Annotated in this window: 21 protein-coding genes and 1 tRNA gene; 21 read left to right on the top strand and 1 reads right to left on the bottom strand. The window is 35.1% G+C overall.

The genetic code is table 11. The features are described 5' to 3' along the window. Positions 1 to 38: 38 nt before the first annotated feature. The 13 genes from IAE51_RS05155 (at position 39) to IAE51_RS05095 (ending at position 13171) form a co-directional block, all read left to right on the top strand. Complete coding sequence (locus IAE51_RS05155; RefSeq protein ID WP_200094892.1) at positions 39 to 2369, top strand: endonuclease MutS2; 2331 nt, start codon at positions 39 to 41, stop codon at positions 2367 to 2369. A gap of 96 nt (positions 2370 to 2465) precedes the next feature. Continuing rightward, positions 2466 to 2780 (top strand): thioredoxin, encoded by a 315-nt coding sequence (gene trxA / locus IAE51_RS05150; RefSeq protein ID WP_003129442.1) that lies wholly within the window; start codon positions 2466 to 2468, stop codon positions 2778 to 2780. Positions 2781 to 3023: 243 nt separating this feature from the next. Then, positions 3024 to 3227 carry a DUF2969 domain-containing protein gene (locus IAE51_RS05145; protein ID WP_010906074.1) on the top strand — a complete coding sequence of 68 codons (204 nt, stop codon included), beginning with the start codon at positions 3024 to 3026 and terminating at the stop codon, positions 3225 to 3227. Between the two features lie 94 nt (positions 3228 to 3321). Continuing rightward, positions 3322 to 3393: transfer RNA gene (locus tag IAE51_RS05140), tRNA-Gln, on the top strand. Between the two features lie 97 nt (positions 3394 to 3490). After that, entirely contained in the window at positions 3491 to 4171 is a 681-nt protein-coding gene (gene aroD / locus IAE51_RS05135) for a type I 3-dehydroquinate dehydratase (RefSeq protein WP_003129440.1), read from the top strand. A gap of 196 nt (positions 4172 to 4367) precedes the next feature. Further along, on the top strand, positions 4368 to 5663 hold the full coding sequence (gene purB, locus IAE51_RS05130) for an adenylosuccinate lyase (RefSeq protein ID WP_031560929.1): 1296 nt from the start codon (positions 4368 to 4370) through the stop codon (positions 5661 to 5663). Between the two features lie 133 nt (positions 5664 to 5796). After that, complete coding sequence (locus tag IAE51_RS05125; RefSeq protein WP_039115737.1) at positions 5797 to 6780, top strand: LacI family DNA-binding transcriptional regulator; 984 nt, start codon at positions 5797 to 5799, stop codon at positions 6778 to 6780. A gap of 10 nt (positions 6781 to 6790) precedes the next feature. Continuing rightward, the gene (rbsK, locus tag IAE51_RS05120) at positions 6791 to 7693 is read left to right on the top strand and encodes a ribokinase (RefSeq protein WP_010906072.1); all 903 of its coding nucleotides are present in this window, start codon (positions 6791 to 6793) and stop codon (positions 7691 to 7693) included. Positions 7694 to 7714: 21 nt separating this feature from the next. After that, complete coding sequence (rbsD, locus tag IAE51_RS05115; protein ID WP_021469060.1) at positions 7715 to 8113, top strand: D-ribose pyranase; 399 nt, start codon at positions 7715 to 7717, stop codon at positions 8111 to 8113. An 18-nt stretch (positions 8114 to 8131) separates the two neighbouring features. After that, the gene (locus tag IAE51_RS05110; RefSeq protein ID WP_200094890.1) at positions 8132 to 9610 is read left to right on the top strand and encodes a sugar ABC transporter ATP-binding protein; all 1479 of its coding nucleotides are present in this window, start codon (positions 8132 to 8134) and stop codon (positions 9608 to 9610) included. Between the two features lie 41 nt (positions 9611 to 9651). Then, positions 9652 to 10554, top strand: a complete 903-nt coding sequence (locus tag IAE51_RS05105) for an ABC transporter permease (RefSeq protein ID WP_225513451.1) — start codon at positions 9652 to 9654, stop codon at positions 10552 to 10554. 11 nt (positions 10555 to 10565) lie between these two features. Continuing rightward, positions 10566 to 11540, top strand: a complete 975-nt coding sequence (locus IAE51_RS05100; protein WP_200094888.1) for a substrate-binding domain-containing protein — start codon at positions 10566 to 10568, stop codon at positions 11538 to 11540. Positions 11541 to 11740: 200 nt separating this feature from the next. Next, positions 11741 to 13171 (top strand): MFS transporter, encoded by a 1431-nt coding sequence (locus IAE51_RS05095; protein WP_103054969.1) that lies wholly within the window; start codon positions 11741 to 11743, stop codon positions 13169 to 13171. Positions 13172 to 13217: 46 nt separating this feature from the next. On the opposite strand, the gene IAE51_RS05090 is transcribed toward IAE51_RS05095, so the two are convergent. Then, positions 13218 to 13901: a GntR family transcriptional regulator gene (locus IAE51_RS05090; protein ID WP_033898670.1), complete on the bottom strand. Its 684-nt coding sequence runs from the start codon at positions 13899 to 13901 to the stop codon at positions 13218 to 13220. A 167-nt stretch (positions 13902 to 14068) separates the two neighbouring features. On the opposite strand from IAE51_RS05090, the gene IAE51_RS05085 reads away from it, so the two are divergent. The 8 genes from IAE51_RS05085 to IAE51_RS05050 all read left to right on the top strand — a co-directional run bounded on the left by IAE51_RS05085 (position 14069) and on the right by IAE51_RS05050 (position 24854). Further along, positions 14069 to 15703 (top strand): mannitol dehydrogenase family protein, encoded by a 1635-nt coding sequence (locus IAE51_RS05085; RefSeq protein WP_200094885.1) that lies wholly within the window; start codon positions 14069 to 14071, stop codon positions 15701 to 15703. A 288-nt stretch (positions 15704 to 15991) separates the two neighbouring features. Continuing rightward, positions 15992 to 17068 (top strand): mannonate dehydratase, encoded by a 1077-nt coding sequence (gene uxuA, locus IAE51_RS05080; protein WP_103054967.1) that lies wholly within the window; start codon positions 15992 to 15994, stop codon positions 17066 to 17068. A gap of 186 nt (positions 17069 to 17254) precedes the next feature. Further along, positions 17255 to 18781: an MFS transporter gene (locus IAE51_RS05075; RefSeq protein ID WP_200094883.1), complete on the top strand. Its 1527-nt coding sequence runs from the start codon at positions 17255 to 17257 to the stop codon at positions 18779 to 18781. Positions 18782 to 18840: 59 nt separating this feature from the next. After that, a complete protein-coding gene (locus IAE51_RS05070; RefSeq protein WP_200094881.1) occupies positions 18841 to 19734 on the top strand; it encodes an aldose 1-epimerase family protein in 894 nt (297 codons plus the stop codon). Further along, positions 19731 to 21149 carry a glucuronate isomerase gene (gene uxaC, locus IAE51_RS05065; RefSeq protein WP_058208064.1) on the top strand — a complete coding sequence of 473 codons (1419 nt, stop codon included), beginning with the start codon at positions 19731 to 19733 and terminating at the stop codon, positions 21147 to 21149. The genes IAE51_RS05070 and uxaC overlap by 4 nt, the downstream gene beginning before the upstream one ends. Beyond that, complete coding sequence (locus tag IAE51_RS05060) at positions 21146 to 22096, top strand: sugar kinase (protein ID WP_195229161.1); 951 nt, start codon at positions 21146 to 21148, stop codon at positions 22094 to 22096. Before uxaC ends, IAE51_RS05060 begins: the two co-directional genes overlap by 4 nt. Positions 22097 to 22098: 2 nt before the next feature. Further along, the gene (locus IAE51_RS05055; RefSeq protein WP_017864827.1) at positions 22099 to 22740 is read left to right on the top strand and encodes a bifunctional 4-hydroxy-2-oxoglutarate aldolase/2-dehydro-3-deoxy-phosphogluconate aldolase; all 642 of its coding nucleotides are present in this window, start codon (positions 22099 to 22101) and stop codon (positions 22738 to 22740) included. Between the two features lie 173 nt (positions 22741 to 22913). Beyond that, on the top strand, positions 22914 to 24854 hold the full coding sequence (locus IAE51_RS05050) for a PTS sugar transporter subunit IIA (RefSeq protein WP_168784467.1): 1941 nt from the start codon (positions 22914 to 22916) through the stop codon (positions 24852 to 24854).

Below are 24854 nucleotides of genomic sequence, written 5' to 3'. Positions count from 1 at the left end.
GGGAGAAATCTACAGATACAACTTGAAATTTAAATAGAATGAATAAAAAAATTCTCCAAATATTGGAATATGATAAAGTCAAAGAACAGTTTATGAATGCTTTGACGACAGCGCAGGGTCAACAAGAATTAAAAGATTTAAAACCTTTGACAGATAAGGAAAAAATTCAGCTCCTTTTTGATGAAGTTGCTGATTTTCGCTTATTGACCCAAGAAAATGGCCTATTAAATTTAGGAAAAACAAATGATTTAACAGAAATACTCAGACGTCTAGAGCTTGAAGCCAGTCTTTCAGGCAAGGAATTCGTTGAAATAAAAAAAGTGATTCAATTAGGGATTAATATTCAACGCTTTTTTGATGAAGCTGAAAATGTTGAAACACCTTCACTAGCTATTACTTTGGAAAAATTGGTTGATTTATCAGCATTAGTCAAAAAATTAGAAATTTTTGATAATGCGGGAAGTCTTTATGATAATGCCAGTCTCGAATTGATGCATATCCGTGCTTCAATCAAGAGTCATCAATCAGAAATTCGGAAAATCATGCAGGAAATGCTGACCAAAAATCTCTCATCTTTGAGTGAAAATGTCATCACTATCCGAAATGACCGACAAGTGCTTCCTGTAAAAGCAGAAAACAAAAATAAAATTGCTGGTGTAGTTCATGATATGTCTGCTTCAGGTCAAACGCTTTATATTGAACCAAATGCAGTTGTTTCATTAAATAACAAACTTAATCAAAAGAGAATTGAAGAACGCCAAGAAATCACAAGAATTTATCGTGAGCTTGCTAGTCAATTAAAACCTTATAGCTTTGATATAAGACAAAATGCTTGGCTGATTGGTCATATTGATTTTATTCGTGCCAAGTATCTTTATTTAGCAGCGAATAAAGCGACACTTCCAGAATTAACAACCGATAAAGATATTACCCTTTTTGCAGCTCGCCATCCTTTGATTGAAGCAAAAATAGTTGTAGCAAATGATATTAAATTTGATGCAGGGCTCAATACGATTGTTATTACCGGTCCAAATACGGGTGGGAAGACCATTACTTTGAAAACAGTTGGTTTGTTGACAATATTGGCTCAATCAGGTCTGCCAATTTTAGCCGCTGATGGCAGTCGAATTCATCTTTTTGATGATATTTTTGCCGATATCGGTGATGAGCAATCCATTGAGCAAAGTTTATCAACTTTCTCAAGTCATATGACTAATATTGTTCATATTTTAGCTCAAGCAGATGAAAATAGTTTGGTCTTGTTTGATGAACTTGGGGCAGGAACTGATCCAAAAGAAGGAGCGGCTCTTGCTATTGCTATACTGGAAAATTTACGTGAACGAAATGTGAAAACCATGGCAAGTACTCATTATCCTGAGTTAAAAGCTTATGGGGTCGAAACGCAACGAGTAATCAATGCAAGTATGGAATTTAACATTGATAAAATGCAACCCACTTATCATTTGCAACTGGGAGTGCCTGGGCGTTCAAATGCCTTGGAGATTTCTATAAGATTAGGTTTGCCAGAAACTATTATTTCAGTAGCCAGTCAACAAATTTCTGACAGTGAGCATGATGTCAATCAGATGATTGAAAAGTTGGAAGAAAAAACGCGTGAAGTGATTGAAAGTTCAAGAAATATTAAAAAAATTGAACGAGAAAATCAAAGTTTACATAAAGATTTGACGAAAGTCTATAATCAAATTAACCGCGAGCGCGAGTTTGAATTAGAAAAAGCACAAAAAGAAGCTCAAGAAGTAGTTAAAAAAGCGAGTCTTGAAGCGCAAGAAATTTTGAAGAATCTCAATGATAAAGCAGCGTTGAAACCACATGAAATTATTGCTGCTAGAAAAGAACTTGAAGGTTTGGCTCCAACCATTGATTTTTCTAAAAATAAGGTTTTGAAAAAAGCGAAAGCACAAAGAGGACTTAAGCAAGGGGCTGAAGTTAATGTCACTTCTTATGGTCAGCGTGGTAAATTGATTCGTTTAGAAAAAGATGGACGTTGGACGGTTCAAATGGGTTCAATCACGACTCGTTTAAATGAAGATGAATTTGAAGTGATTGAAAGTCCAGAACAAATTCAAGCCAAAACTAAAAATGTCAGCAAGAAGGTGACTTCTAAAGTCAAAGCTCAACTTGATTTACGCGGGATGCGTTATGAAGAAGCAGAACTGGAATTGGATAATTATATTGACCAAGCTCTACTTGCAAATTTGATTCAAATTACGATTGTTCATGGGATTGGAACGGGTGTTATTCGAGAAATGGTACAGAAAAAACTTCAAAAACACCGTCATATTAAATCTTATGAATATGCACCAATTAATGCTGGTGGCTCTGGAGCAACGATTGCTATTTTGAAGTAAAATAATAAATTTCTCAAAATCTATTTTCTTGAAATTTTAAGTGAATTACACTAGAATAGTCTTACTGAAGAAAATTATTTCAATGAAGGAGATAAAATGGAATATAATATTACTGATGCAACGTTTGATGAAGAAACAAAAGAAGGGCTTGTTTTAATTGACTTTTGGGCAACTTGGTGTGGTCCATGTCGCATGCAAGCGCCAATTTTGGAACAACTTTCAGAAGAACTTGACGAATCAGAACTTAAGATTTGCAAAATGGATGTTGATGAAAACCCAGCAACAGCCCAAGGATTTGGCATTATGTCTATCCCAACATTGATGTTCAAAAAAGATGGTGAAGAAGTAAAACGCATTGTTGGTGTTCAAACAAAAGCACAACTTAAAGCCGTTATTGCTGAATTATCATAATAAAAATTACTGACAGAACTTTTTTCTTCTTGAAATAAAGTCTGTCAGTATTTTTTTATATTCAATTCTAGTGAAAAGTTCTGTCAGTAAAAGAGAGTGAAAGCATGGCACATACTGACAAGTCTGTCATTAAAATGAGCGTGACAAAAGGCTTTTAAAATGATATGATTGAGAAAGAAAAATTTCAAAGAAAATAGGGATTTGGAAGGTCAAAAAGACTTTTCAAATTTTGAGGAGTTTAATATGTCAAAGAAAAAAGATACTGAACTTGAAATTATTGATACAGCTGACGGAGCTGTCATTAAAAGTGGAAAAAAAACAATCGCCGAAATTAAAGAAAAATCAGGAAATTTTGTCATTGTTTTTTCAGGTAAAGAAATTGCTACAGTGACTTCTTTTGAAGCAGCTCTTGAGGAAGCAATTATGGCTTATAATCTTTCGATTTAAAGATTTATTTGTGATTGATTTGAAATTTCTAATTTATAACTTGAAATTAATAAGATAATTTGTTAAAATGTTTCTTGTCGTCATAAAGCAATCTTGGGGTATAGCCAAGCGGTAAGGCAAGGGACTTTGACTCCCTCATGCGTTGGTTCGAATCCAGCTACCCCAGTAAAAAAAACGTAAAAGGAAACGCTGTTTCCTTTTTTCTTTTTGCGAAAATATGCTAGAATAAGGTAAAACATTTATGAAAATGTAAGGAGAAGTTTATGAGAAAAACAAAAATTGTTGTTCCAATCATGCTGACAGAGTTAGCAGAGCTTGAGAAAGTTTCTGTCAGTGATTATCGAACAGCAGATATTGTTGAATGGCGTGCCGATTTTTTGTCAGCAGATGAAATTTTAGAGATGGCTCCTAAATTCTTTGAAAAATTTAAAGAAAGTAAGATTTTATTTACTTTAAGAACAGTCAGAGAAGGCGGAAATATTCAAGTTTCTGAAAAAAAATATTTACAGATTTTAAAAGAAATTTTGACTTACAATCCCGCATATATCGATGTCGAATTCTTTACGCATGGCCCTTCATTTGCCGCTTTGAAAGATTTTCGGGATAAAATGGTGCTTTCTTATCATAATTTTGATGAAGTTCCGTCCGATTTAACCAATCGGTTGATTAAAATGCACGAAGAAGGAACTGCCTTTGTTAAAGTTGCTGTGATGCCAGAACGTGAATGTGATGTTCTTGATTTATTACAAATCACTCGTGATATGACTTTAGAATACGGTGATCATTTTATCAGCATGGCAATGGGTGACTTAGGACGACTTTCAAGAATTTCTGGCTATTTGACTGGCTCTTGCTGGACTTTTGCAAGTTTAGAAAATTCTAGTGCGCCTGGGCAAATTTCTCTCAAAGAAACAGAGTATATTTTGGATATCTTAGAAAAATAGAGAATGATATAATCAGAGATATTGTTCGGTTATGACAGATAATTTTTTTACTTTTATTAGGACAAGTAGAATGGACCAAAAGCTTTATAAGTGAAAATGTTATAATAGATAATGAAAAAGGACGCTTTGTTCATTAGAAATTAAAAATAGGATTAATTTACTGACAGCTATTCTGTCAGTAAAAAAGGAGAAAAAAGTGGTTATTAGCCGTTATTCACGTCCAGAAATGGCAGAGATTTGGTCAGAAGAAAACAAGTATAAAGCATGGCTTGAAGTCGAAATTCTTGCAGATGAAGCTTGGGCAGAGCTTGGGGAAATCCCAGCAGCAGATGTGAAAAAAATTCGCGAAAATGCAACTTTTAATGTTGAACGCATTCTTGAAATTGAAAAAGAAACACGTCATGATGTGGTAGCTTTCACACGTTCTGTCAGTGAATCATTGGGTGAAGAACGCAAATGGGTTCATTATGGTCTGACATCAACAGATGTCGTTGATACAGCTTATGGTTATCTTTATAAACAAGCTAATGATATTTTGCGCAATGATCTAAAAAACTTTGCAGAAATTGTTAAAAATAAAGCTTTAGAGCATAAATACACAGTAATGATGGGTCGAACTCACGGCGTTCACGCTGAACCAACAACTTTTGGCTTGAAATTAGCGACTTGGTACAGCGAAATGAAACGAAATATTGAACGTTTTGAACATGCTGCAAAAGCTGTTGAAGCTGGGAAAATTTCTGGTGCTGTTGGAACTTTTGCTAATATTCCTCCATTTGTAGAAGCCTATGTTTGTGAAAAATTAGGGACTCGTCCGCAAGAGATTTCAACACAAGTCTTACCACGTGATTTACATGCAGAATACTTCCAAACGTTGGCGCTCATTGCGACATCAATTGAACGCATGGCCACAGAAATCCGTGGATTACAAAAATCTGAACAACGTGAAGTTGAAGAATTCTTTGCTAAAGGTCAAAAAGGCTCGTCAGCAATGCCACACAAACGTAACCCAATTGGTTCTGAAAATATGACAGGTTTAGCCCGCGTCATTCGTGGACATGCAATTACAGCTCTTGAAGATGTTAGTCTTTGGCATGAACGTGACATTTCACACAGTTCTGCTGAACGTATCATTGCACCTGATACAACAGAATTATTGGATTATATGTTGAATCGTTTTGGGAATATCGTTAAAAATTTGACTGTTTTCCCAGAAAATATGAAACGAAATATGGATGCGACTTTTGGCTTGATTTACAGCCAACATGTCATGTTAATGTTGATTGAAAAGGGAATGACGCGTGAAGCAGCTTACGATTTAGTTCAACCTTTGACTGCAAAATCTTGGGATGAACAAGTGATGTTTAGACCATTGCTTGAAGAAAATGAACAAATTCGTCAGTATTTGAATGATGAAGATATTGATAAAGCTTTTGATTACAATTATCATTTAACAAGAGTCGATGAAATTTTTGAGCGTGTCTTTGATTAATAAGAAAGCCTACTAAAAAGTAGGTTTTTTTGTTATTAAAACGAAATATAAAAAGGATTGACAAATTTAATGAAAACGGATACAATTATAAATGTAAATATGAGAACGTTCCCATATGTGAAAGGAGGAAGTAATGACAACAATCAAGCAAGTTGCGCTTGAAGCAGGAGTTTCAAAGTCGACTGTTTCACGTTTTATTGCTCAGAATGGCTATGTAAGTGATGAAGCCAGAGAAAAAATTGAACGAGCAATTAAAAAACTAAATTTCAGACCCAATCTTTCTGCCCAATCTTTAAAAACTAAAAAGAATCAGCTTGTTGGACTATTATTGCCAGATATCTCCAATCCTTTTTTCCCAATGCTAGCCAAAGGAGCAGAGGAATTTTTAAAAGAAAAAGGTTATCGTGTGATGCTCGGAAATATTGGTGAAAAGAATCAATCTGAGCAAGATTATTTGAAAGTTTTGATTCAAAGTAATGCTGCTGGCATCATTTCAACCCATGATTTTAAAGAAGACTTTCCTGATTTGGATATTCCAACTGTAATCGTGGACCGAGTAGGCCATAAAAGTAACTATGGTGTTTTTTCGGACAATGAGTCAGGTGGACGATTAGCAGCAAAAGTGATTGTAACAGCAGGAGCAAAAAAAGTTGCTGTAGTCAGCGGTCCTTTGAATGCCACAAATATCAATAATCGTTTTAAAGCAAGTATTGCTTATTTAAAAGAAAAGCAAGTTGATTTTAAAGCTTTTTACAGTCAAAGTTATGATTTTGAAGAAATTCAGAAAGAGGCGAGAGAAGTGCTTGCCAATGAAGAAAACTTTGATAGTATCATTGCACCATCGGATATTCATGCTATGGCTTATATCCACGAAATTCATCGTTTAAATAAGAAAATTCCTGAGGATATTCAAATTATTGGTTATGACGATATTCAAATGAGCCAATTCATTTATCCAGCACTCTCAACCATTCATCAATCTGCTTATCAGATGGGGCTTGAAGCTGCTCAACTTATTTATAAAATCGCGACTGACCAAGTAATTGAGAAGTCTAAAATTGAACTCCCTGTTCATTATGTAGCGCGTGAAACAATTCGACAAAAGAGAAAAGAATGAGGAAAAATTAATGACAAAAGTAAGTGTTATAGGAAGCATTTCAATGGATTTAGTCACAAGGACTAACCGAGTGCCAAATGCTGGAGAAACAGTATTTGGTGAAGATTTCGCTATGGTTCCCGGTGGAAAAGGAGCGAACCAAGCCGTTGCTTTTGCCAGACTTTCTCCCAATGAAGTAAGTATGATTGGAGCAGTAGGCAAGGATGCTTTTGGTGAGAGTATTTTGCAAAACTTCAAAGAAAATGCAGTTCTTTTTGAAAATGTGGGAACGGTACCACAAACAACAGGGATTGCTCAAATTACTCTCTATGATGACGATAATCGTATTATTATTATTCCAGGTGCTAATAATGAAGTTCTACCAAGTTATCTAGCAGACCTTTGGGAGAAAATTAAAGAAAGCCAACTTGTTATTCTACAAAATGAAATTCCACATGAAACAAATTTAGCGATTGCTAAATTCTGTAAAGAAAATGCGATAAAAGTTCTTTATAATCCAGCTCCAGCAAGAAAAACAGATTTGGAAATGATTGATTTTGTTGATTATATCACACCGAATGAACACGAATGTAAGGAACTTTTTCCAAATTTAGCACTTGAAGAAATTCTCAAAAAATATTCAAATCGTCTGATTGTCACCTTAGGAAGTGAAGGAGTCATTTTCCACGATGGAGAGACTCTTCAAAAAATTCCTGCCATAAAAGCTAAGGTTGTAGATACAACTGGTGCAGGAGATACATTCAACGGAGCGTTTGCCTTTGGTTTGACTGAGAACTTATCAATTAGTGATTCTATCAGATTAGCTGTCGTTGCTTCTCATTTATCTATTCAAAAATTTGGCGCACAAGGCGGGATGCCAAAGCTATCAGAAGTTAAAGCAAAATTAAAAGAACTTGAAATTAATCTCTACTAAAAAAGAAAGAGAGTTAAATTTATGAAAAAAGAAGGAATACTAAATAGTGAATTAGCAAAAATTGCTGACGATTTGGGCCATACTGACCAAGTTTGTATAGGAGATTTAGGACTACCAGTACCAGTAGGTACCCCCAAAATTGATTTAGCCCTGACAAGAGGAAAACCCAGTTTTCAAGAAGTGCTGGACATCTATTTGGAAAATATTTTAGTTGAAAAAGTCTATCTTGCTGAGGAAATAAAAGAAAATAATCCTGAACAGTTAGCGATTTTACTGACAAAATTATCAGCAGATGTTGAAATAGTTTTTGTCAGTCATGAAACCTTAAAATTAATGAATCATGAGGTCAAAGCAGTGGTGAGAACAGGAGAAAATACACCTTATTCAAATATTATTTTACAATCAGGTGTCGCTTTGTGAAAAAGGAGGAGGTCAATTTTGAAAATAGAAATGAAGAACATTTCTAAATCATTTGGAACGAATAAAGTTCTTGAAGCAATTGATTTAACGATTAATTCAGGAGAAGTTCATGCCTTAATGGGAGAAAATGGGGCTGGGAAATCTACTTTGATGAATATTCTAACTGGTCTATTTCCAGCTTCTGGTGGGGAAATTGAGATTGACAGTGAAAAGAAAATTTTTAAAAATCCTCAGGAAGCAGAAGGATTTGGAATTAGTTTTATTCATCAGGAAATGAATACTTGGCCTGATTTAACAGTCTTAGAGAATCTTTTTTTAGGACGAGAGATAAAAAATAAATTTGGTATTTTAGATACGAAGGCCATGCGAAAAAAAGCAAATTTTGCTTTTGAACAGCTGGGAGTAAAAATTGATTTAGACAAAGAAATTGGTAATTTATCAGTTGGTCAGCAACAAATGGTTGAAATAGCTAAAAGTTTTTTGTCTGATTTAAAAATTTTGATTATGGATGAACCAACAGCAGCATTGACCGAAAGAGAAACAGAAAGATTGTTTTCAGTTATTGCTGGTCTAAAAAATCAAGGGGGTGGAATTATTTATATTTCTCATCGAATGGAAGAAATTTTTAAAATCACAGATTGTGTAACTGTCATGCGTGATGGTCTAGTCATTGATACGCAAAAGACGAAAGAAACCAACGTTGATGAATTAGTTAGAAAAATGGTTGGTCGGTCAATTACAGATTACTATCCCCAAAAAAATGCTGAAATTCGAGAAATTGTATTTGAAGCCGACCATTTATCGGCAGAATCTTTTAAAGACATTTCATTTTCAGTTCGTTCAGGTGAAATTCTCGGATTTGCAGGACTCATGGGAGCTGGTAGAACTGAGGTCATGCGAGCAATTTTTGGAATTGATAAGCTAAAATCAGGCACGATAAAAATTAATGGAAAGAGTCTAACTATCAATAACCCGGCACAAGCAATCAAAGAAGGAATTGGCTTTTTAACAGAAGACCGAAAAGATGAAGGACTTGTTCTTGATTTCTCAATAAAAGATAATATTACTCTTCCGAGTACAAAGGATTTTATTCATCATGGCTTCTTTGACGATAAAACAGCAACAACTTTTGTTAAGCAACTCTCTGAGCGTCTTAATGTTAAAGCGACAGATGAAGAACAAATAGTTGGTTCTCTATCTGGAGGAAATCAACAAAAAGTTGTCCTTGCCAAATGGATTGGCATTGCGCCAAAAGTTTTAATCTTAGATGAACCAGCACGAGGAGTCGACGTGGGAGCCAAGCGTGAAATTTATCAATTAATGAATGAACTTGCTGAACGTGGTGTTCCAATTATTATGATTTCAAGTGATTTACCCGAAATTCTTGGTGTTGCAGACCGAATTGCAGTGATGCATGAAGGAGAAATAGCAGGAATTTTAGCCAAAAATGAAGCAACACAAGAAAATGTGATGCAGCTCGCAACAGGAGGACAATAAGTGTGAAAGCTCTATCTCAAAAATTCAGTTCTTTAACGACAATGATTGCTCTGATTGTTTTGATGATTATCATTACGTGTATCAATCCCAACTTTATGACGGCAAACAATTTGCTAAATTTACTCTTACAAGTCACGGCTAATGGATTTATTGCTTTTGGGATGACCTTCGTAATTCTAACTTCAGGAATTGACCTGTCAGTTGGCGCAATTTTAGCCCTTTCAAGTGCAGTGTCCGCAGGTTTTATAGCCCAAGGAATGCCTTTACCGCTAGCAGTAGTCTGTGCGTTAATCATTGGTGCTTTTCTTGGAGCGATCAATGGTGCACTTATTGCCTATGGGAAATTGGCCCCTTTCATTGTAACTTTAGCTACTCAAATGGTTTACCGCGGAGCAACCCTTGTTTTTACTGATGGTAATCCAATTACTAAACACATGGATGGCTATTTCTTAGCCTATATTGGACAAGGTTATTTACTGGGTATTCCTTTCCCTGTTATTTTAATGATTCTTGTTTTCATTATTTTATGGATTTTGCTTCATAAAACAGCCTTTGGTAAATCAGTTTATGCTTTGGGTGGTAATGAAAAAGCTGCTTATATTTCAGGAATTAAACTAAATAAAGTAAAAATTGCCATTTACACTTTATCTGGAGCAATGTCCGCAATTTCTGGTTTAATCATCAGTTCTCGTTTGTCATCAGCAACGCCACAAGCAGGATCTGGCTATGAAATGTATGCAATCGCTGCCGTTGTCCTTGGGGGAACCTCTCTAATGGGAGGAAAAGGGCGTATGTTTGGAACGATGATTGGGGTATTAATCATTGGTGTTCTAAATAATGGTTTAAATATAATTGGTGTATCAGCCTTTTGGCAACAAGTCATCCAAGGATTAGTTATTCTCGTTGCAGTTCTTATCGATGTCATTCGTAGCAAACGGAAATAGGAGAGTTGAACATGAAATTAGTAAAAAAATTAACTTTTGCTTTTGTAGCTACTTTAGCAGTCTCAACTTTGACCGCATGTAGTCTTTATACCGGCATTCCTGGCCGTGATGGAAAGGAAAAAGTAGAAGAGGTAACGCATAAGAAACCAAATGAATTAAATATTGGTGTTTCTATTTCGACAACAAACAATCCTTATTTTGTTTCAATGAACAATGCGATTAAATCAATGGCCAAAGAAAAAAATACAAAATTAACGGTTTCTGATGCCCAAAATGATTCTGCAACACAATTAAATAATGTTCAAAATTTCATCAGCCAAAATGTGGATGCGATTTTAATTAATCCTGTAGATTCTGATGGCATTGTTCCAGCCATTAAAGCAGCCAATAATGCCCATATCCCAGTGATTGCAATGGATAGAGGATCAAATGGTGGAACAGTTTTAACAACCGTTGCCTCTGATAATGTGGCAGCTGGGAAAATGGCAGCTCAAGCCGTTGAAAAATTGGTTGGGAAAAACGTAAAAGTTCTGGAACTTTCTGGAACGCCAGGGGCTTCGGCAACAATAGACCGTGGTAAAGGATTTAATAGTGAAGCTAAGACCTTAGGTTTAAATATATTATCCAGTCAATCAGCTAATTTTGACAGAACAACTGGCTTAAATACTACTCAAAATATGCTCCAATCTCATAAAGACGTCCAAGCAATCTTTGCGCAAAATGATGAAATGGCACTGGGAGCAGCTAAAGCTGTGCAAGCCACTGGACAAAAAATAGCCATTTTTGGAATTGATGGTGAGTCTGAAACACATGATGCCATAAAAGCAGGGACAATGACCGCAACGATTGCTCAACAACCAGCTAAAATTGGTGAAATGGCTTTGCAAGCAACCTATGATTATTATCAAGGTAAAAAAATAGCACATATGATAAATTCGCCAATCTATCTTGTGGACAAAGATAATGTTGACCAACATCAATGGTAGTATAAAAATATAAATTCTGTCGCTAGGACAGAGTTTTTTTATTTTTAAAAATAAAGATGAATAATGAATAAAAATAAAAATTTGTCCAAGTGACATTTTTAAACTTCGCAAAAAGTAAAATTTATAATATAATAGATAGCTGGGGCTCTTTTAGGTTTGTAAAACTAAAAAGAGTTTATCCTCTAAAAAAAGGAGAAAAAATGGGAGAAAATACTGTTCCTCAAAAATCTAGTGATAATGCGGGTTCAATAGTGGCTTTAATGGTGGCCCTATTGGTAGCAATCTTTGCTTTTCAGCTCAATGCTTCGATGCTCTCGCCTGCTTTGGTTACCATGCAGACCCAATTACACACGACAGCTTCGTCTATAGCACTAACACAAACCATCTTTTTTACAGCTGCGGCCTTATTTGCTCTATTTTTGCCTCGTTTGGCGGATTTGATTGGACGAAAAAAAGTTCTAATTGGAATGCTTACTTTGACAATGATTGGTTGTCTTATCTCAGGATTTGCTACAAATGTGGGGATTTTGATGATTGGTCGTATTTTACAAGGTGCTGCTGGCCCTGTGGTTCCGCTTTGTTTAATTATTCTGCATGTGAAAGTGCGTGATGAGAAGAGATATGCAAAATTAATGGCCATACTTACTTCAATCAATGGTGGAATTGCTGGGGTTGATGCATTAGCAGGTGGTTGGCTAGTAAGTCATGGTGGATTTCGTTCTGTATTTTTTGTTATGGGAATTACTGCGGCACTTGCTATTCTTTTAGTAAGTTTTGGAACGCAAGAGTCAACTGCAAAAGATACACCAAAAATGGATTGGAGCGGAGTCATTCTTTTAGTATTGGCAATGGGTGCGCTCTTGAGCGCGGTGAATGCCTTGCAAGGAAGTTTTGGAAATCTTGGACTTCCTAATTGGCTTTTAGCTTCACTCTTGGCTCTTTTAGGTTTGATTTGTTTTGTTGGATTTTGGCAAGTTGAAAAACGAGTGAATCATCCAATGGTTCCTATTCATTATTTGAAACAAAGAAGAACTTGGGGGTTATTAATTACAACTCTCCTAACGATGACTGGTGTCTTTGCAATTATGAATGGTATTATTCCAGCTTTGGGTCAAGATGGTAAGTTTGGTTTGGGACTTGGGGCAGATATGGTTTCTCTTGTTACCCTTACTCCTTATGCGCTTGCTGGCTTATTCTTTGGACCTGTTTCAGGATTCTTGGCTGCACGCTTTGGCTTTACAAAAGTCCTTCGGGTTGGACTTTTAACGACGATTATCGGTATTGGTTTGGCCGTTGTTGGAGTGCTACAACCTTCAATCTGGCTTTTATTGTTGGTATCTACCTTCATTGGGATTACCTATGCTGGAATAACAAATATTATGTTAAATGGTCTGGGAATCGTGCTTTCACCAGAGGATAATCCAGGTTATCTTCCGGGCTTAAATGCAGGAATGTTTAATTTAGGAGCTGGTATCAGTTTCATTATTTTGTACGCAGTGCCAACGCTTTTACATACCAGTGTTGGTGGAAGTAGTTCTGGTTATATTTCTGGAATTGTCACAGGATTGATTCTTGTTATTATTGCTTTCTTTACTTCATTTTTAATTCCAGATTCTAAAAATGTAAAATAAATGAGTTACTTATAAAAAACTCTGTCGGAATTCCGTCAGAGTTTTTTTATTCGGGTAAATTATCAAAGTATTCAGGGAAAGCTTGTAAAACTGCCATTTCTTCGTCAAACATCAAGTGCAAATGCTTGGCAGCTGCTGTGACAGCTTTTTCTCCATCATGATTTTCAACAGCGCAGAGTATTTCCTTGTGTTGCTCAATCAAGGTATTCCATGGTAAATCAGAAATCGCAAGGCGTAACCACCGGAAACGATTGAACTGAATATTAATGGTTTGAAGCCAGTCCCAGACTTGGGCATGATTAGTCATTAAATAAAAAGTTTTATGAAATTCTTCATCAGCATTAAAAAAATTGTGATATTCTGCTTTAGCAGCATATTGTTCTTGAAGTTCAATTGCATCACGCGCTTGGTTGAGTAAAAGATTATTATTCTCTAAAGCCGCAGCTTCGGAAACAATTTTGGCTTCTAAATTTTCTCGAATGAATCGAGCATTGATGGCAGCATCTAAATCAATTTTTGTGACGTAGGTTCCTGATTGGGGGATGCTGTAAATGAGTCCATCACGACGTAAACGAAGAAGTGCCTCTCTGACAGGAGTTCGGCCTAATTGCAAATCAATTTCGATATTTTTTTGTGAAATTTTTTGCCCAGGACGATATTCATTCCTGAGAATTTTGCCTGTAATTTGTTTATAGGCCTGATTCTGTAGATTAAAATTCAATTCATTCATTCTGTAATTATAGAGCAGAGGGGCGGTAAAGTCAAATAATAAAGGTATTCTTTTAAAATAATGTCTTTTTTTTTAATATATTCTTGACAACGGTTTCTTAAAAGTGATATACTAGTTTTCGTAGAAGAAAAACTGATATATCACTTTTGGGATTTAAAGGAGAAATCATGGTGAAATTGCTTGATGATTATTTGATAAAAGCTGAGGAATTTAAAAAAGCGAAAATTAAAATTCCTAACTTTAATCAAGACAAAGTTATAGAGTCAACAGCTGATAATCCAGTCTGGGTCCACTTTGGTGGAGGAAATCTTTTTAGATGTTTCCATGCGGTTGTCGCCCAAGACTTACTCAATCAAGGAGAACTCAACTCAGGTCTTATTGTGGCTGAAACTTATGATGATGAGGTAATTGATAAAAGCTATCGGGCCTATAATAATCGTTTTCTGTCAGTGACAATGAAATCAGATGGAACTTTTGATAAAGAATTGATTGCGAGTGTTGCTGAAAGTTTTTATTTTAATGCAGAAAATACCGAGGGTTGGGCTTATTTAACAAAAGTCTTTGAAAATCCGTCTTTGCAATTGACGACTTTTTCGATTACAGAAAAAGGTTATTCACTACGGGATTCAAAAGATCAATTGACGCCTTTGGCACTTGAAGATATGCAAGGAAGAAGCAAGCCCAAAACCAATATGGGAGCCGTTACTTATCTCCTTTATGCAAGATTTAAAGCTGGTAAATTTCCTATTGCCATGGTGAGCACAGATAATTTTTCAGAAAATGGTTTGAAATTGCAAGAAGCGATTTTGACCATTGCTAAAGCTTGGGTGGAAAATGAAATCGTAGAACAAGATTTTTATGATTACCTTATCAATCCTAAAAAAGTCAGTTTTCCCTGGTCAATGATTGACCGAATTACACCCAATCCGTCTGAAAAAGTTGCAAAATTACTGACAGCTGATGGTTTTGAGGATACAGAAATTTTACATAGTCAAAAACATACAAATATTGCTCCTTTTGGTAATACGGAAGAAGTTCATTATTTAGTGATTGAAGATACTTTTCCAAATGGCAGGCCGGCATTAGAAAAAGCTGGAGTTATCTTGACTGATCGTGAAACAGTCAATGATACTGATCAGATGAAAGTTACCGCTTGTTTGAACCCCTTGCATACCGCTTTAGCTATTTTTGGAAGTTTATTAGATTATCATTCAATTTGGGAAGAAGTTGCCAATCCAGATTTGTTAGCACTTGTTAAGAATTTGGGGTATGGCGAGGCTTTGCCTGTGGTTAAGAATCCGAAAATTATCAATCCGAAAGATTTTATTGACCAGTTATTGACTAAACGTTTACCAAATAAAAATATTCCAGATACACCACAGAGAATTGCGGCAGATACGTCACAAAAAATTCCTGTTCGCTATGGCGTAACGATTGGACACTATATTGCCAATCCAAGATTTTCTGTTAAAGAATTGGAATTTATTCCATTAGTCATTGCTGCTTGGTGCCGTTATTTAATCGGAATTAATGATGAGTTAGAAAGTTTTTCTCCAAGTCCTGACCCTCTTCTTGAAGAGTTGCAAGCTTTTGTTGCCGAGGTAAAATTAGATGGTAGTCAGCAAGAAATTCATGAAATTCTAAAACCTATCTTATCTAATCACCAAATTTTTCCAAATGAGATGTACCAAACAGGGCTAGCTCAAAAGATTGAAAATTACTTTGAGCAAATGCTTCAAGGCAAAGGAGCAGTGCTTAAGACACTGCAAATCGTCCTAAAAGAACACGGAAAAAATTACTGACAGGCTACTTATTTAGAACTGTCAGTAAAAAATATCTAAAAATTTACTGACAGAATGTTTAATTTTGAACTGTCAGTAAAAATACTGCTATCAGTTTTTCATTTCTGCCAAATTGTGAAAAGAAAAAACTGACCAACTTTTTAATCAAGCTTTAAATAAAGTTTTGGCAGATTTGCAAAATCAAAATTACGAAATCATTGACGTAAAACTTTCAGCAGGTCTTACCGCTTGGTGGGAAGCTATAGCATACTATTTGATTTTATATAAATAAGATAAAGGAATAAAAAAATGGAAATGACAATGCGGTGGTTTGGTTCAAATGCAGATAAGATAAAACTTTCTGAAATTGCCCAAGTTCCAGGTGTTAAAGGAGTCGTTGGAATGATTATGGACATTCCAGCAGGAGAAATTTGGCCAAAGGAGAGAATCAAAGCACTTAAAGAAGAAATTGAAGCCGCAGGTTTAAGTTTAAAAGTAATTGAATCTGTCAATATTCATGATGATATCAAAATTGGTTTGCCAACTCGTGATAAATATATTGAGAATTATAAAGAAACGATTCGAAATCTTGGCGAGTTTGGGATTGAAGTGATTTGCTATAATTTTATGCCTGTATTTGACTGGTTGAAATCAGATTTGGATTATCATTTATCTGATAATTCACAAACTATGGCTTTTATTGCTGGGGATATTCCAGCAAACCCTCAGGAGATAATTGACCGCGTTCAAGCAGCGGATGGTGGCTTTTCACTCCCGGGTTGGGAACCTGAAAGATTATCAGAAGTCAGAGGACTCTTTGAGGCATACAAAAATGTCGATGAGCATAAATTGCGTGAAAATTTTGCTTATTTTCTAAAAGCAATCATTCCTACATGTGAAGAAGTTGGGATTAAAATGGCGGTTCACCCTGATGACCCTCCTTATCCGATGTTTGGGCTTCCTCGGGTGGTGAAAAATCGGGAAGATTTAGATTGGATATGTAATGTTGTAGATAGTCCGTCAAACGCGATTACGCTTTGTACGGGGTCGATTGCTGAAGATCCAGCTAATAATGTCTATGAAATTATGGCTGAATTTGTCAAAAGAGACCGAATTCCTTTTGCACATGTGCGGAATATTAAATTTTTGCCAAGTGGTGAAAAAGATTTTTATGAAGCTCCTCATCTGTCGGAGTATGGTTCGCTTGATATGTATAAAATAATGAAAGCCATGTATGATAATGGTTTTGATGGCTATATTCGTCCAGACCATGGTCGAATGATTTGGGGAGAAACAGGACGCCCAGGCTACGGTTTATATGACCGAGCACTTGGAGCAAGTTATCTTAATGGGCTTTGGGAGGCGCTTGAGAAAACGAATCAGTAAATAAAAATGATATGAAGAAATCTATTTTAAAGAACTTTTTGTGAAAAAAATGTGCGGAGAATACTCTCCGCTAAAATTAAAACGTTGGAGTAAGCGTTTCACAAAGTTCACAAATTAACAAAGTTTATGGAAAAATTTGTCAATTTTCACTGACAAAAAATATAAAAATAGGAGAATCTGTTTAAAATGGCAGAAAAACAAAAAACTTCATGGGTTTATACCCCAAAAGCAATCAATACAAGGCGTGGTCTTCTTTACGGTTTGACTGATTTAATGGGCGGAGGCTGGAATAACATTGTTTCAGGAGTTATCTTTGTCTTTGTTCTTTCACAAGGAATTAGTCCTCTTTTTACAGGAGCAGTTTTGGGAATTGGTCGGATTATTGATGCCATCTGGTCCCTCTTTTTTGGGGCAATTACTGACCGTTTTTATCGAACAAGATTAGGACGAAAATATGGCCGACGTCATTTCTTTATTGCACTTGGTGGAATATTATTTGCGATTTTATTTCCAATGTTTTGGATTTCAACTAGCAGTTGGCAATATTATCTTTGGGTTTATGTTGCGATTGAGGTAGCGATTTCCATGATTTTAATTCCTTGGGAAACCTTGCCTACGGAAATGACGCCTGATTATAAAAAACGAACCACTCTTTCAGGGAGTCGAATGTTTATTTCAGCAACTGGAACGGCTATTGTCTTCTTTACCTTAGCTCTACTTAAGTCATTTAATAATCCTAATGCTTATCTTTATACGGGAATTACTTGGACAGTCATTTTTGTCATTGCCATTTTCACTTCATGGCGAGCAAGCTGGGAACGTCCTTTAACTCCAGAATTTCTAGCAGAATTAGATGCTCAACCACGACTTGGATTTAGTGGATTTATGAAAAAAACAGTGACAGATTACTTTGGCACTTTCAAAAATAAATCATTCAGAAAACATTTATTGGTTTATCTCCTCTCATTTACAGGAAAAGATTTCTATTCTACACTGCTCCCAACTTTTATCGTGATTGGATTGTCTGGAACATCTGCCAATGCTCCGTGGGTTCTCCAAGCACTCTCAGCATTTGGTATTCTATCGACTATTGCCGCAGTAAAATTAATGGTCACTCGTGGTCCGAAATATTTATTTACTTTGAGTTATTTGGCGATTATTGTGGCCATGTTAGGTTATTTTGTTATCTATTTGACAGGGATTAATAATCCAATGTGGATGCTTGTGATTGTTTCCATTATTTATCAACTTGGACGAGGAATTTTAGAATTTACTCCTTGGAATGTTTTCCCTTTTATACCCGATGTTGACCGAATTTTTACACATGGTGATAAAGCGGGCGTATATGCTTCTGTAATGACTTTCTTTCGTAAATCAACAGGGGCACTTGCAACATATATTGCTGGTTGGGCTCTTGAAGAAATTGGATTTAATTCTACAACAATGACGACTCATGCAAATACACCATTAGGTATTCAACACGGAATTATGTTGATTTTCATCTTTGTTCCAATTGGCTTGTTAGCAGCCGCATTGATTGCAGCTCGCACCTTTAAACTTAATCGAGCCAATCATGATATTTTAAAAGCAGAATTGCAACGTCTTGAAGAAGGAGGCTCAAAAGCTGATGTAACTCTTGAAACACGTCAGGTCGTTGAATTACTGACAGGTCACTCTTATGAAAAATGTTGGCCTGACCAAGCAGATATTTAATGACAAAAGCTTAAAAGTTTAATGACAGGCGCTGTCAGTAAATTTATCGGAGAAAAACGATGGAAAATCAATTGTTAACACTAAAAAATAATGAGCTTACTGTTCAAATTAATCCAAAAGGGGCTGAATTAACTCATGTAATTGAGAATAAAAATAAATTTGATTTTATTTGGAATGGCTCTGAGTGGCCAAAACATGCCCCAATTTTATTTCCGGCTATTGGACGTTCAACTGATGATGAATATTTGCTGAACCAGAAGATTTATCCGATGCAACAACATGGTTTTGCTTCAGATTATTTCTTTGAAATTATTGACCAGAAAGAAGACCAGATAAGTTTGTCATTAAAAGATAACGAGGAAACTTATCAATCCTACCCTTTTCAATTTGAATTAAAAGTCACTTATCAACTGGTCAGTAAAAAATTGAAGATTCAATTTGAAATAAAAAATCTGTCAGTAAAAAAATTGACTTTTGCCTTAGGATTTCATCCAGCTTTTAACTTGTCAGCAAATTTTGAAGATTACCAGATTTCCTTTGAAACTAAGGATAAGACTTTAAAACAATTTGAAATTGTCAAAAATCCATTTCCTTATCGTTCGGGAAAAATCATAGAAATTAATAAAGCTGTCAGTAATTTTCCACTTGAAAGAGAATTCTTTGAAAAAGGGCTCGTCATTTTTGACAATAAAATCGAGGAGGTGAAACTTTTTTCACAAGAGACAGATTATCAAATGACCATGAAAATGGCGGATTTTCCTTATCTTTGCTTGTGGACAAAAGAAGACGAAAATCTTTCTTACCTCTGTATTGAACCCTTCCAAGGACTGCCTGATGTTCTCAATCAAAAACAAGAACTCTTGCAAAAAGAAGGAAATATCAGCTTAAAATCAAATGAATCAAAAACTTATGAAGTTGAATTAACTTTTAATAGTAATAAAGGAGAATCATGAAATTTTTATCAGAAGATTTTTTACTAACGAATGAAAGTGCCAAGATGCTTTTTCACAAACATGCAGAAAAAATGCCAATTATTGATTATCATTGCCATCTTGAACCCGCAGAAATTTATGAAAATAAAAAATATGAAAATTTAACACAAATTTGGCTAGGTGGGGATCATTATAAATGGCGTTTGCTCCGTGCGAATGGCATTCCTGAAAAATTGATTACTGGAGATGGAGAGGATTATGAAAAGTTTTTAGCATTTGCTAAAACACTCGAAAAATCATTTGGTAATCCAATTTATGAATGGACTCATCTGGAATTAAAACGATTTTTCCATATTGATAAGTTGATTTCAAGCGAGACAGCCAAAGAAATTTGGGATGAAGCGAACCAAATGCTTGCCACAGATGATTTCAGACCACGCGCATTGATTAAAAATTCACAGGTAAAAGTTGTTTGTACAACAGATGACCCTATTTCAACGCTTTCTTATCATGAATTATTAGCCAAAGAGGAAAAAGATTTCAAAGTTTTGCCAGCTTTAAGACCAGACCATTTAATTTCGATTACTGACGGACATTTTGCAGACTATTTGACAGAGCTGTCAGCAGTTTCTGGAATTGAAATAAAAGGTTTTAAGACGATGATTAAGGCACTTGAACAAAGATTTGAATTTTTCACAAGCCTTGGTGGACGTTTGTCTGACCACTCCTTATCTACCTATACTTTTGCAGAAACTAAAAATGTGGATTTAGATTCTATCCTTCAGAAAGCCAAAGAAAATCAAACTTTAACAGACCTAGAATATAATCAATACATTACGGCATTAATCCTTGAGATTATGAAATTAAATAAAAAATTTGAATGGACAATGCAACTCCATGTTAACGTCAACCGTTCTATCAATGGCCCAGCCTTAAGTAAAATTGGTGAAAATACTGGATTTGATAGTATGGGTACTCAAGCTAATATTTCTGAGGAATTAACCAAACTCTTTAGCAAAGCAGCAGAACTTGAAACCATACCAAAAACCATTCTCTACTCCCTTAATCAAAATGATTGGCTTGAATTAGCCACAATGATTGGCTGTTTTCAAGGTGAAGGTGTGCAACAATTACAACTTGGAGCTGGTTGGTGGTTCAATGACACCAAAAAAGGAATGGAAAACCAATTAGAGATTTTTGCTTCACAAAGTTTATTGTCCAATTTTGTAGGAATGTTGACAGATTCACGGAGCTTTTTAAGTTATCCACGTCATGAATATTTCCGTCGCGTCCTCTGTAATTTTGTTGGACAGTTGATTGAAAATGGTAGAATCCCTGATAATGAAGCACTTGTTGGAAAAATGATTGAAGATATTAGTTATAATAATGTGCATGATTATTTTGGATTTTTCAAAGATGAGGACTCTAAGCAATGACTGAATTTATAACTCTTGGCGAACCTTTAGTCGTTCTTGCCTCAGAAAATCAAGATATAAGTTTAGATGCAGCTGAGCATTTCAGCAAATATTTAGCTGGTGCGGAGCTAAATGTTGCGATTGGTTTGAGTCGTCTAGGACATAAAGGAATTTATATTTCTAAAGTCGGAGAGGATTCATTTGGGAATTTTATTATTGAATCAGTCAAAAAAGCGGAGATTGAAACGACCTATCTCACCAAAGATAAAAACTATTCAACAGGCTTTTATTTAAAACAAAAAGTAAGTGAGGGCGACCCAAAAGTTGATTATTATCGCAAAAATTCTGCAGCGGCCAATTTATCCATTGCTGAACTAAAAGCTCTAGATTTATCAGGGATAAAAATTGCGCATCTCTCAGGAATTTTTCCAGCCCTTTCAGAAACTAGTTTAAAAACATTTCAAGGGTTCAATCAAAAATTAAATGAAGCAGATATTTTAACCATTTTCGATCCAAATTTACGACCTGTACTTTGGGATAATCAAGAAAAAATGATAAGAATAATTAATGATTTAGCAAAGCAAAGTCAAATCATTCTGCCAGGAATAAATGAAGGTGAAATCTTGACCGGTTCATTTGAACCAGAAAAAATCGCTGATTTTTACCTTGAGCAGAGCACTCTCACAAAGATTGTAGTTGTCAAATTAGGCGCTGATGGTGCTTTTGTAAAATTAAAAAATGGTGAACAATATTTTGTTTCTGGATTTAAAGTAGCAAAAGTTGTTGATACGGTTGGAGCAGGAGACGGATTCGCCGTTGGTCTTGAGTCTGCCTTACTTGAAGGAAAAACCTTAAAAGAAGCCGTCAAGCGCGCCTGTGCCGTTGGAGCATTAGCAGTTCAAAGCTCAGGAGATAGTGAAGGTTATCCCACAAAAGAAGAACTAAAAGCATTTTACAAGGAGATGTAGTCATGCAAAGAGCAGAATTATTAAATAAAGTGATTCAATCAGGAGTCGTCTCGGTCGTCCGAGCTGAGAGTGGCGAAAAAGCATTAAAAATCGTAGAAGCTGTCGTCTCAGGAGGAATCACTTCTATCGAATTGACCTATTCAGTCCCGCGAGCTAACGAAGTTATTTCTGATTTGGTAGCCAAGTATCTAGGAACAGATGTAGTGATCGGAGCAGGGACAGTTTTAGATCCGACCTCTGCTCGTTTGGCCATTGTTGCAGGGGCTCAATTTATTGTCAGTCCAAGTTTTAACAAAGAAGTCGCAAAGATATGTAATCTTTATCAGATTCCCTATGTTCCGGGAATTTTAACTCCACTCGAAGCTCAAAAAGCTTTAGAATATGGGTCAGAGTTAATCAAACTTTTCCCAGGTGATATTACAGGTCCCAAAATGATAAAAGACTTAAAAGGTCCATTTCCTTATATTAATATCCTTCCATCGGGAGGAGTAAATGTTGATAATGTTGCTGAATGGTTTGCAGCAGGAGCAGTAGCTGTAAGTGCTGGAGGTGGGGTTACAGCTCCAGCAGCCAACAACAATTATAGTGGGGTTACTGAAAATGCCAAGAAATTTATGGCAGCATTTAAGGCAGCTAAGAAATAAAAATTAGCTATTAATTTTCCCTTTTGAATAATAAAAAACTTCATTTTTTGGAGTTTTTTTATTTTCTAAAGTTCAGTCCAATTATTTTTATTTAGTAAAAGTAATTTGGACTGTAAGCGCTATATTTTGGTAAAATAATTGAGTTATAATAAAAAATACAAGGGAGCGTTTTTATGATTAATTATGATTTAGACATTCTCTTTTTTTCAAAACATAAATTATGGAAATTAGAGCGAATATTGGAGGTCACTAATCTAGATAAAGAAAAATTTTATCGAATATTGGAGGAATTTAATCAAAAATTTGAAAATCAAGGTTTAAAAAAATTGGAATATAAAAATGAATGCTTAGCAATTTCTGATAAAATAGAAAATTTTGAAGAAACTCGTTATTCTATCAATCAAAAGACATTTATTTTATCAGAAGTTGAAAGGCGCTCCCTTATTTATTTACTTATTTTTACAAATGAATCTTCCTTCTCAATTGCTCTTTTTCAAAAATATCTTCAAGTAAGTAAAAATACGGTTTTAAGTGATTTAAAAAAACTTAGAGAGGAGCTTATGAGCAAAAATATTCAGATTGAATATTCAAGAAAAAAAGGATTTTCCCTCAATTTTGAGGAGAAAATTTTACAGGAGAAGGCTTGGTATTATTTGCAAAATTTATCTGAGGACGCAGGATTTTATACCTTATCAAAAGTTTTAAATGATAAGGATCCATTAACTATTTTTAAGAATAATCAGCTATTGAAAAAGATAATGCAAGAACTACAGATTGAGATTGTTTATAGTCGATATCTTTCGACATTACTGTTTGCAAGTCTGCTCAAGTGTAGAGGTTTTGAAAAGGGGAGTGAAAATATTAATGAGCTACTCAAATCATTAATTATTGGGATGTCGGATGGAAAAAATACAATTGAGCAAGACAATGGTTTATACCGAATGGCCTTTAACATTATGGAAAATGTTATGAAATTAGCAGCAATTGAATTCGATGATTTCACAAAGACCTTTATGGCACTATTAGCTCACCTAACTCCTGCATACTATCGATTAAAAAATCATTTTGAATTAAAAAATGTCCTGCTTGAACGGATAAAAAAAGAGTACCACTCCTTGTTTTTACTGATGGATAACGTCCTTCAACCATTAAAAGAAGAGGTCGGTGAAATTTCAGAATCTGAGAAAGCTTATTTTGTCATTTTATTTGGTGGAGAGATTTATAAAAATAAGTACTCAGGTAAATCATTAAAAGCAATTGTACTCTGTGTAAATGGAATCAGTTCGAGTTTAATTATGCAAAAAAGACTAGAGAGTTTATTCCCGACAATGGAATTTATTCTGAGTGCTCGAGTCTCTCATTTCGAAAAATTACCTATAAATTCATATGATATTATTTTTTCAACGGTTCCTGTAAAGTCAGACAAAAAAGTTTATCTTATGTCAGCTTTTCCAGAGCAGCGTGAAGAAAATAAGCTCTATAATCAAGTTTTACAAGATTTTCAGCTCCCAGGTTTTATAAAACCATCTGCTCAAACTATTTTAGATTCAATAGAACCGTACATTATTATAAAAAAACCAGCAAGTAAACTGGATTTAATAAAAATTATTGAAAAAAAATTAAATCGTACTAGAAAAGAAGGGAAACTATCAGGAGTTATGCTAACAGATTTACTTACAAAAGAAAAAATAAATTTTACCAATAGAGAATTGACCTGGCAAGAAGCAATTGAATTAGCTGCACAGCCCCTTCTTGATAAACATGAAATTGAAGAGCGTTATATCAAAGCTATTATTGATAAAGTAGAAGCTTTCGGCCCTTATATTGACTTAGGATTGGGAATTGCCCTTCCTCATGCTCGTCCAGAGGAAGGGGTCAAAAAATTAGGAATGTCATTTTTAAGATGTGAACATCCAGTAAAGTTAATGAACGATGATAAGCATGAAATTAAACTTTTTATTGTTTTAGCAGCTATTGATAATGAGACCCATCTTAGAGCTTTATCAACACTTACTAAGATATTATCAAATAAAGAACGCTTGGGTCAGTTACTTGCAGCAACAAATGCAACAGAAGTTGAACAAATACTTTTAGAAGAAGAAGGAGAAAAATAA

Origin of the sequence: Lactococcus sp. S64 (assembly GCF_016516525.1) — a bacterium.
In the GTDB taxonomy this organism is placed as follows: Bacteria; Bacillota; Bacilli; order Lactobacillales; family Streptococcaceae; genus Lactococcus; species Lactococcus lactis.
The sequence above is the reverse complement of the archived record's forward strand: the minus strand, read 5'-3'. Positions and strand labels throughout refer to the sequence as shown.

Bases quoted from the DNA above. Each gene is read 5' to 3' on its own strand.
- IAE51_RS05155 (WP_200094892.1), top strand. From the start codon at position 39: ATGAATAAAAAAATTCTCCAAATATTGGAATATGATAAAGTCAAAGAA.
- trxA (WP_003129442.1), top strand. From the start codon at position 2,466: ATGGAATATAATATTACTGATGCAACGTTTGATGAAGAAACAAAAGAA.
- IAE51_RS05145 (WP_010906074.1), top strand. From the start codon at position 3,024: ATGTCAAAGAAAAAAGATACTGAACTTGAAATTATTGATACAGCTGAC.
- aroD (WP_003129440.1), top strand. From the start codon at position 3,491: ATGAGAAAAACAAAAATTGTTGTTCCAATCATGCTGACAGAGTTAGCA.
- IAE51_RS05125 (WP_039115737.1), top strand. From the start codon at position 5,797: ATGACAACAATCAAGCAAGTTGCGCTTGAAGCAGGAGTTTCAAAGTCG.
- rbsK (WP_010906072.1), top strand. From the start codon at position 6,791: ATGACAAAAGTAAGTGTTATAGGAAGCATTTCAATGGATTTAGTCACA.
- rbsD (WP_021469060.1), top strand. From the start codon at position 7,715: ATGAAAAAAGAAGGAATACTAAATAGTGAATTAGCAAAAATTGCTGAC.
- IAE51_RS05105 (WP_225513451.1), top strand. From the start codon at position 9,652: ATGATTGCTCTGATTGTTTTGATGATTATCATTACGTGTATCAATCCC.
- IAE51_RS05100 (WP_200094888.1), top strand. From the start codon at position 10,566: ATGAAATTAGTAAAAAAATTAACTTTTGCTTTTGTAGCTACTTTAGCA.
- IAE51_RS05095 (WP_103054969.1), top strand. From the start codon at position 11,741: ATGGGAGAAAATACTGTTCCTCAAAAATCTAGTGATAATGCGGGTTCA.
- IAE51_RS05090 (WP_033898670.1), bottom strand. From the start codon at position 13,901: ATGAATGAATTGAATTTTAATCTACAGAATCAGGCCTATAAACAAATT.
- IAE51_RS05085 (WP_200094885.1), top strand. From the start codon at position 14,069: ATGGTGAAATTGCTTGATGATTATTTGATAAAAGCTGAGGAATTTAAA.
- uxuA (WP_103054967.1), top strand. From the start codon at position 15,992: ATGGAAATGACAATGCGGTGGTTTGGTTCAAATGCAGATAAGATAAAA.
- IAE51_RS05075 (WP_200094883.1), top strand. From the start codon at position 17,255: ATGGCAGAAAAACAAAAAACTTCATGGGTTTATACCCCAAAAGCAATC.
- IAE51_RS05070 (WP_200094881.1), top strand. From the start codon at position 18,841: ATGGAAAATCAATTGTTAACACTAAAAAATAATGAGCTTACTGTTCAA.
- uxaC (WP_058208064.1), top strand. From the start codon at position 19,731: ATGAAATTTTTATCAGAAGATTTTTTACTAACGAATGAAAGTGCCAAG.
- IAE51_RS05060 (WP_195229161.1), top strand. From the start codon at position 21,146: ATGACTGAATTTATAACTCTTGGCGAACCTTTAGTCGTTCTTGCCTCA.
- IAE51_RS05055 (WP_017864827.1), top strand. From the start codon at position 22,099: ATGCAAAGAGCAGAATTATTAAATAAAGTGATTCAATCAGGAGTCGTC.
- IAE51_RS05050 (WP_168784467.1), top strand. From the start codon at position 22,914: ATGATTAATTATGATTTAGACATTCTCTTTTTTTCAAAACATAAATTA.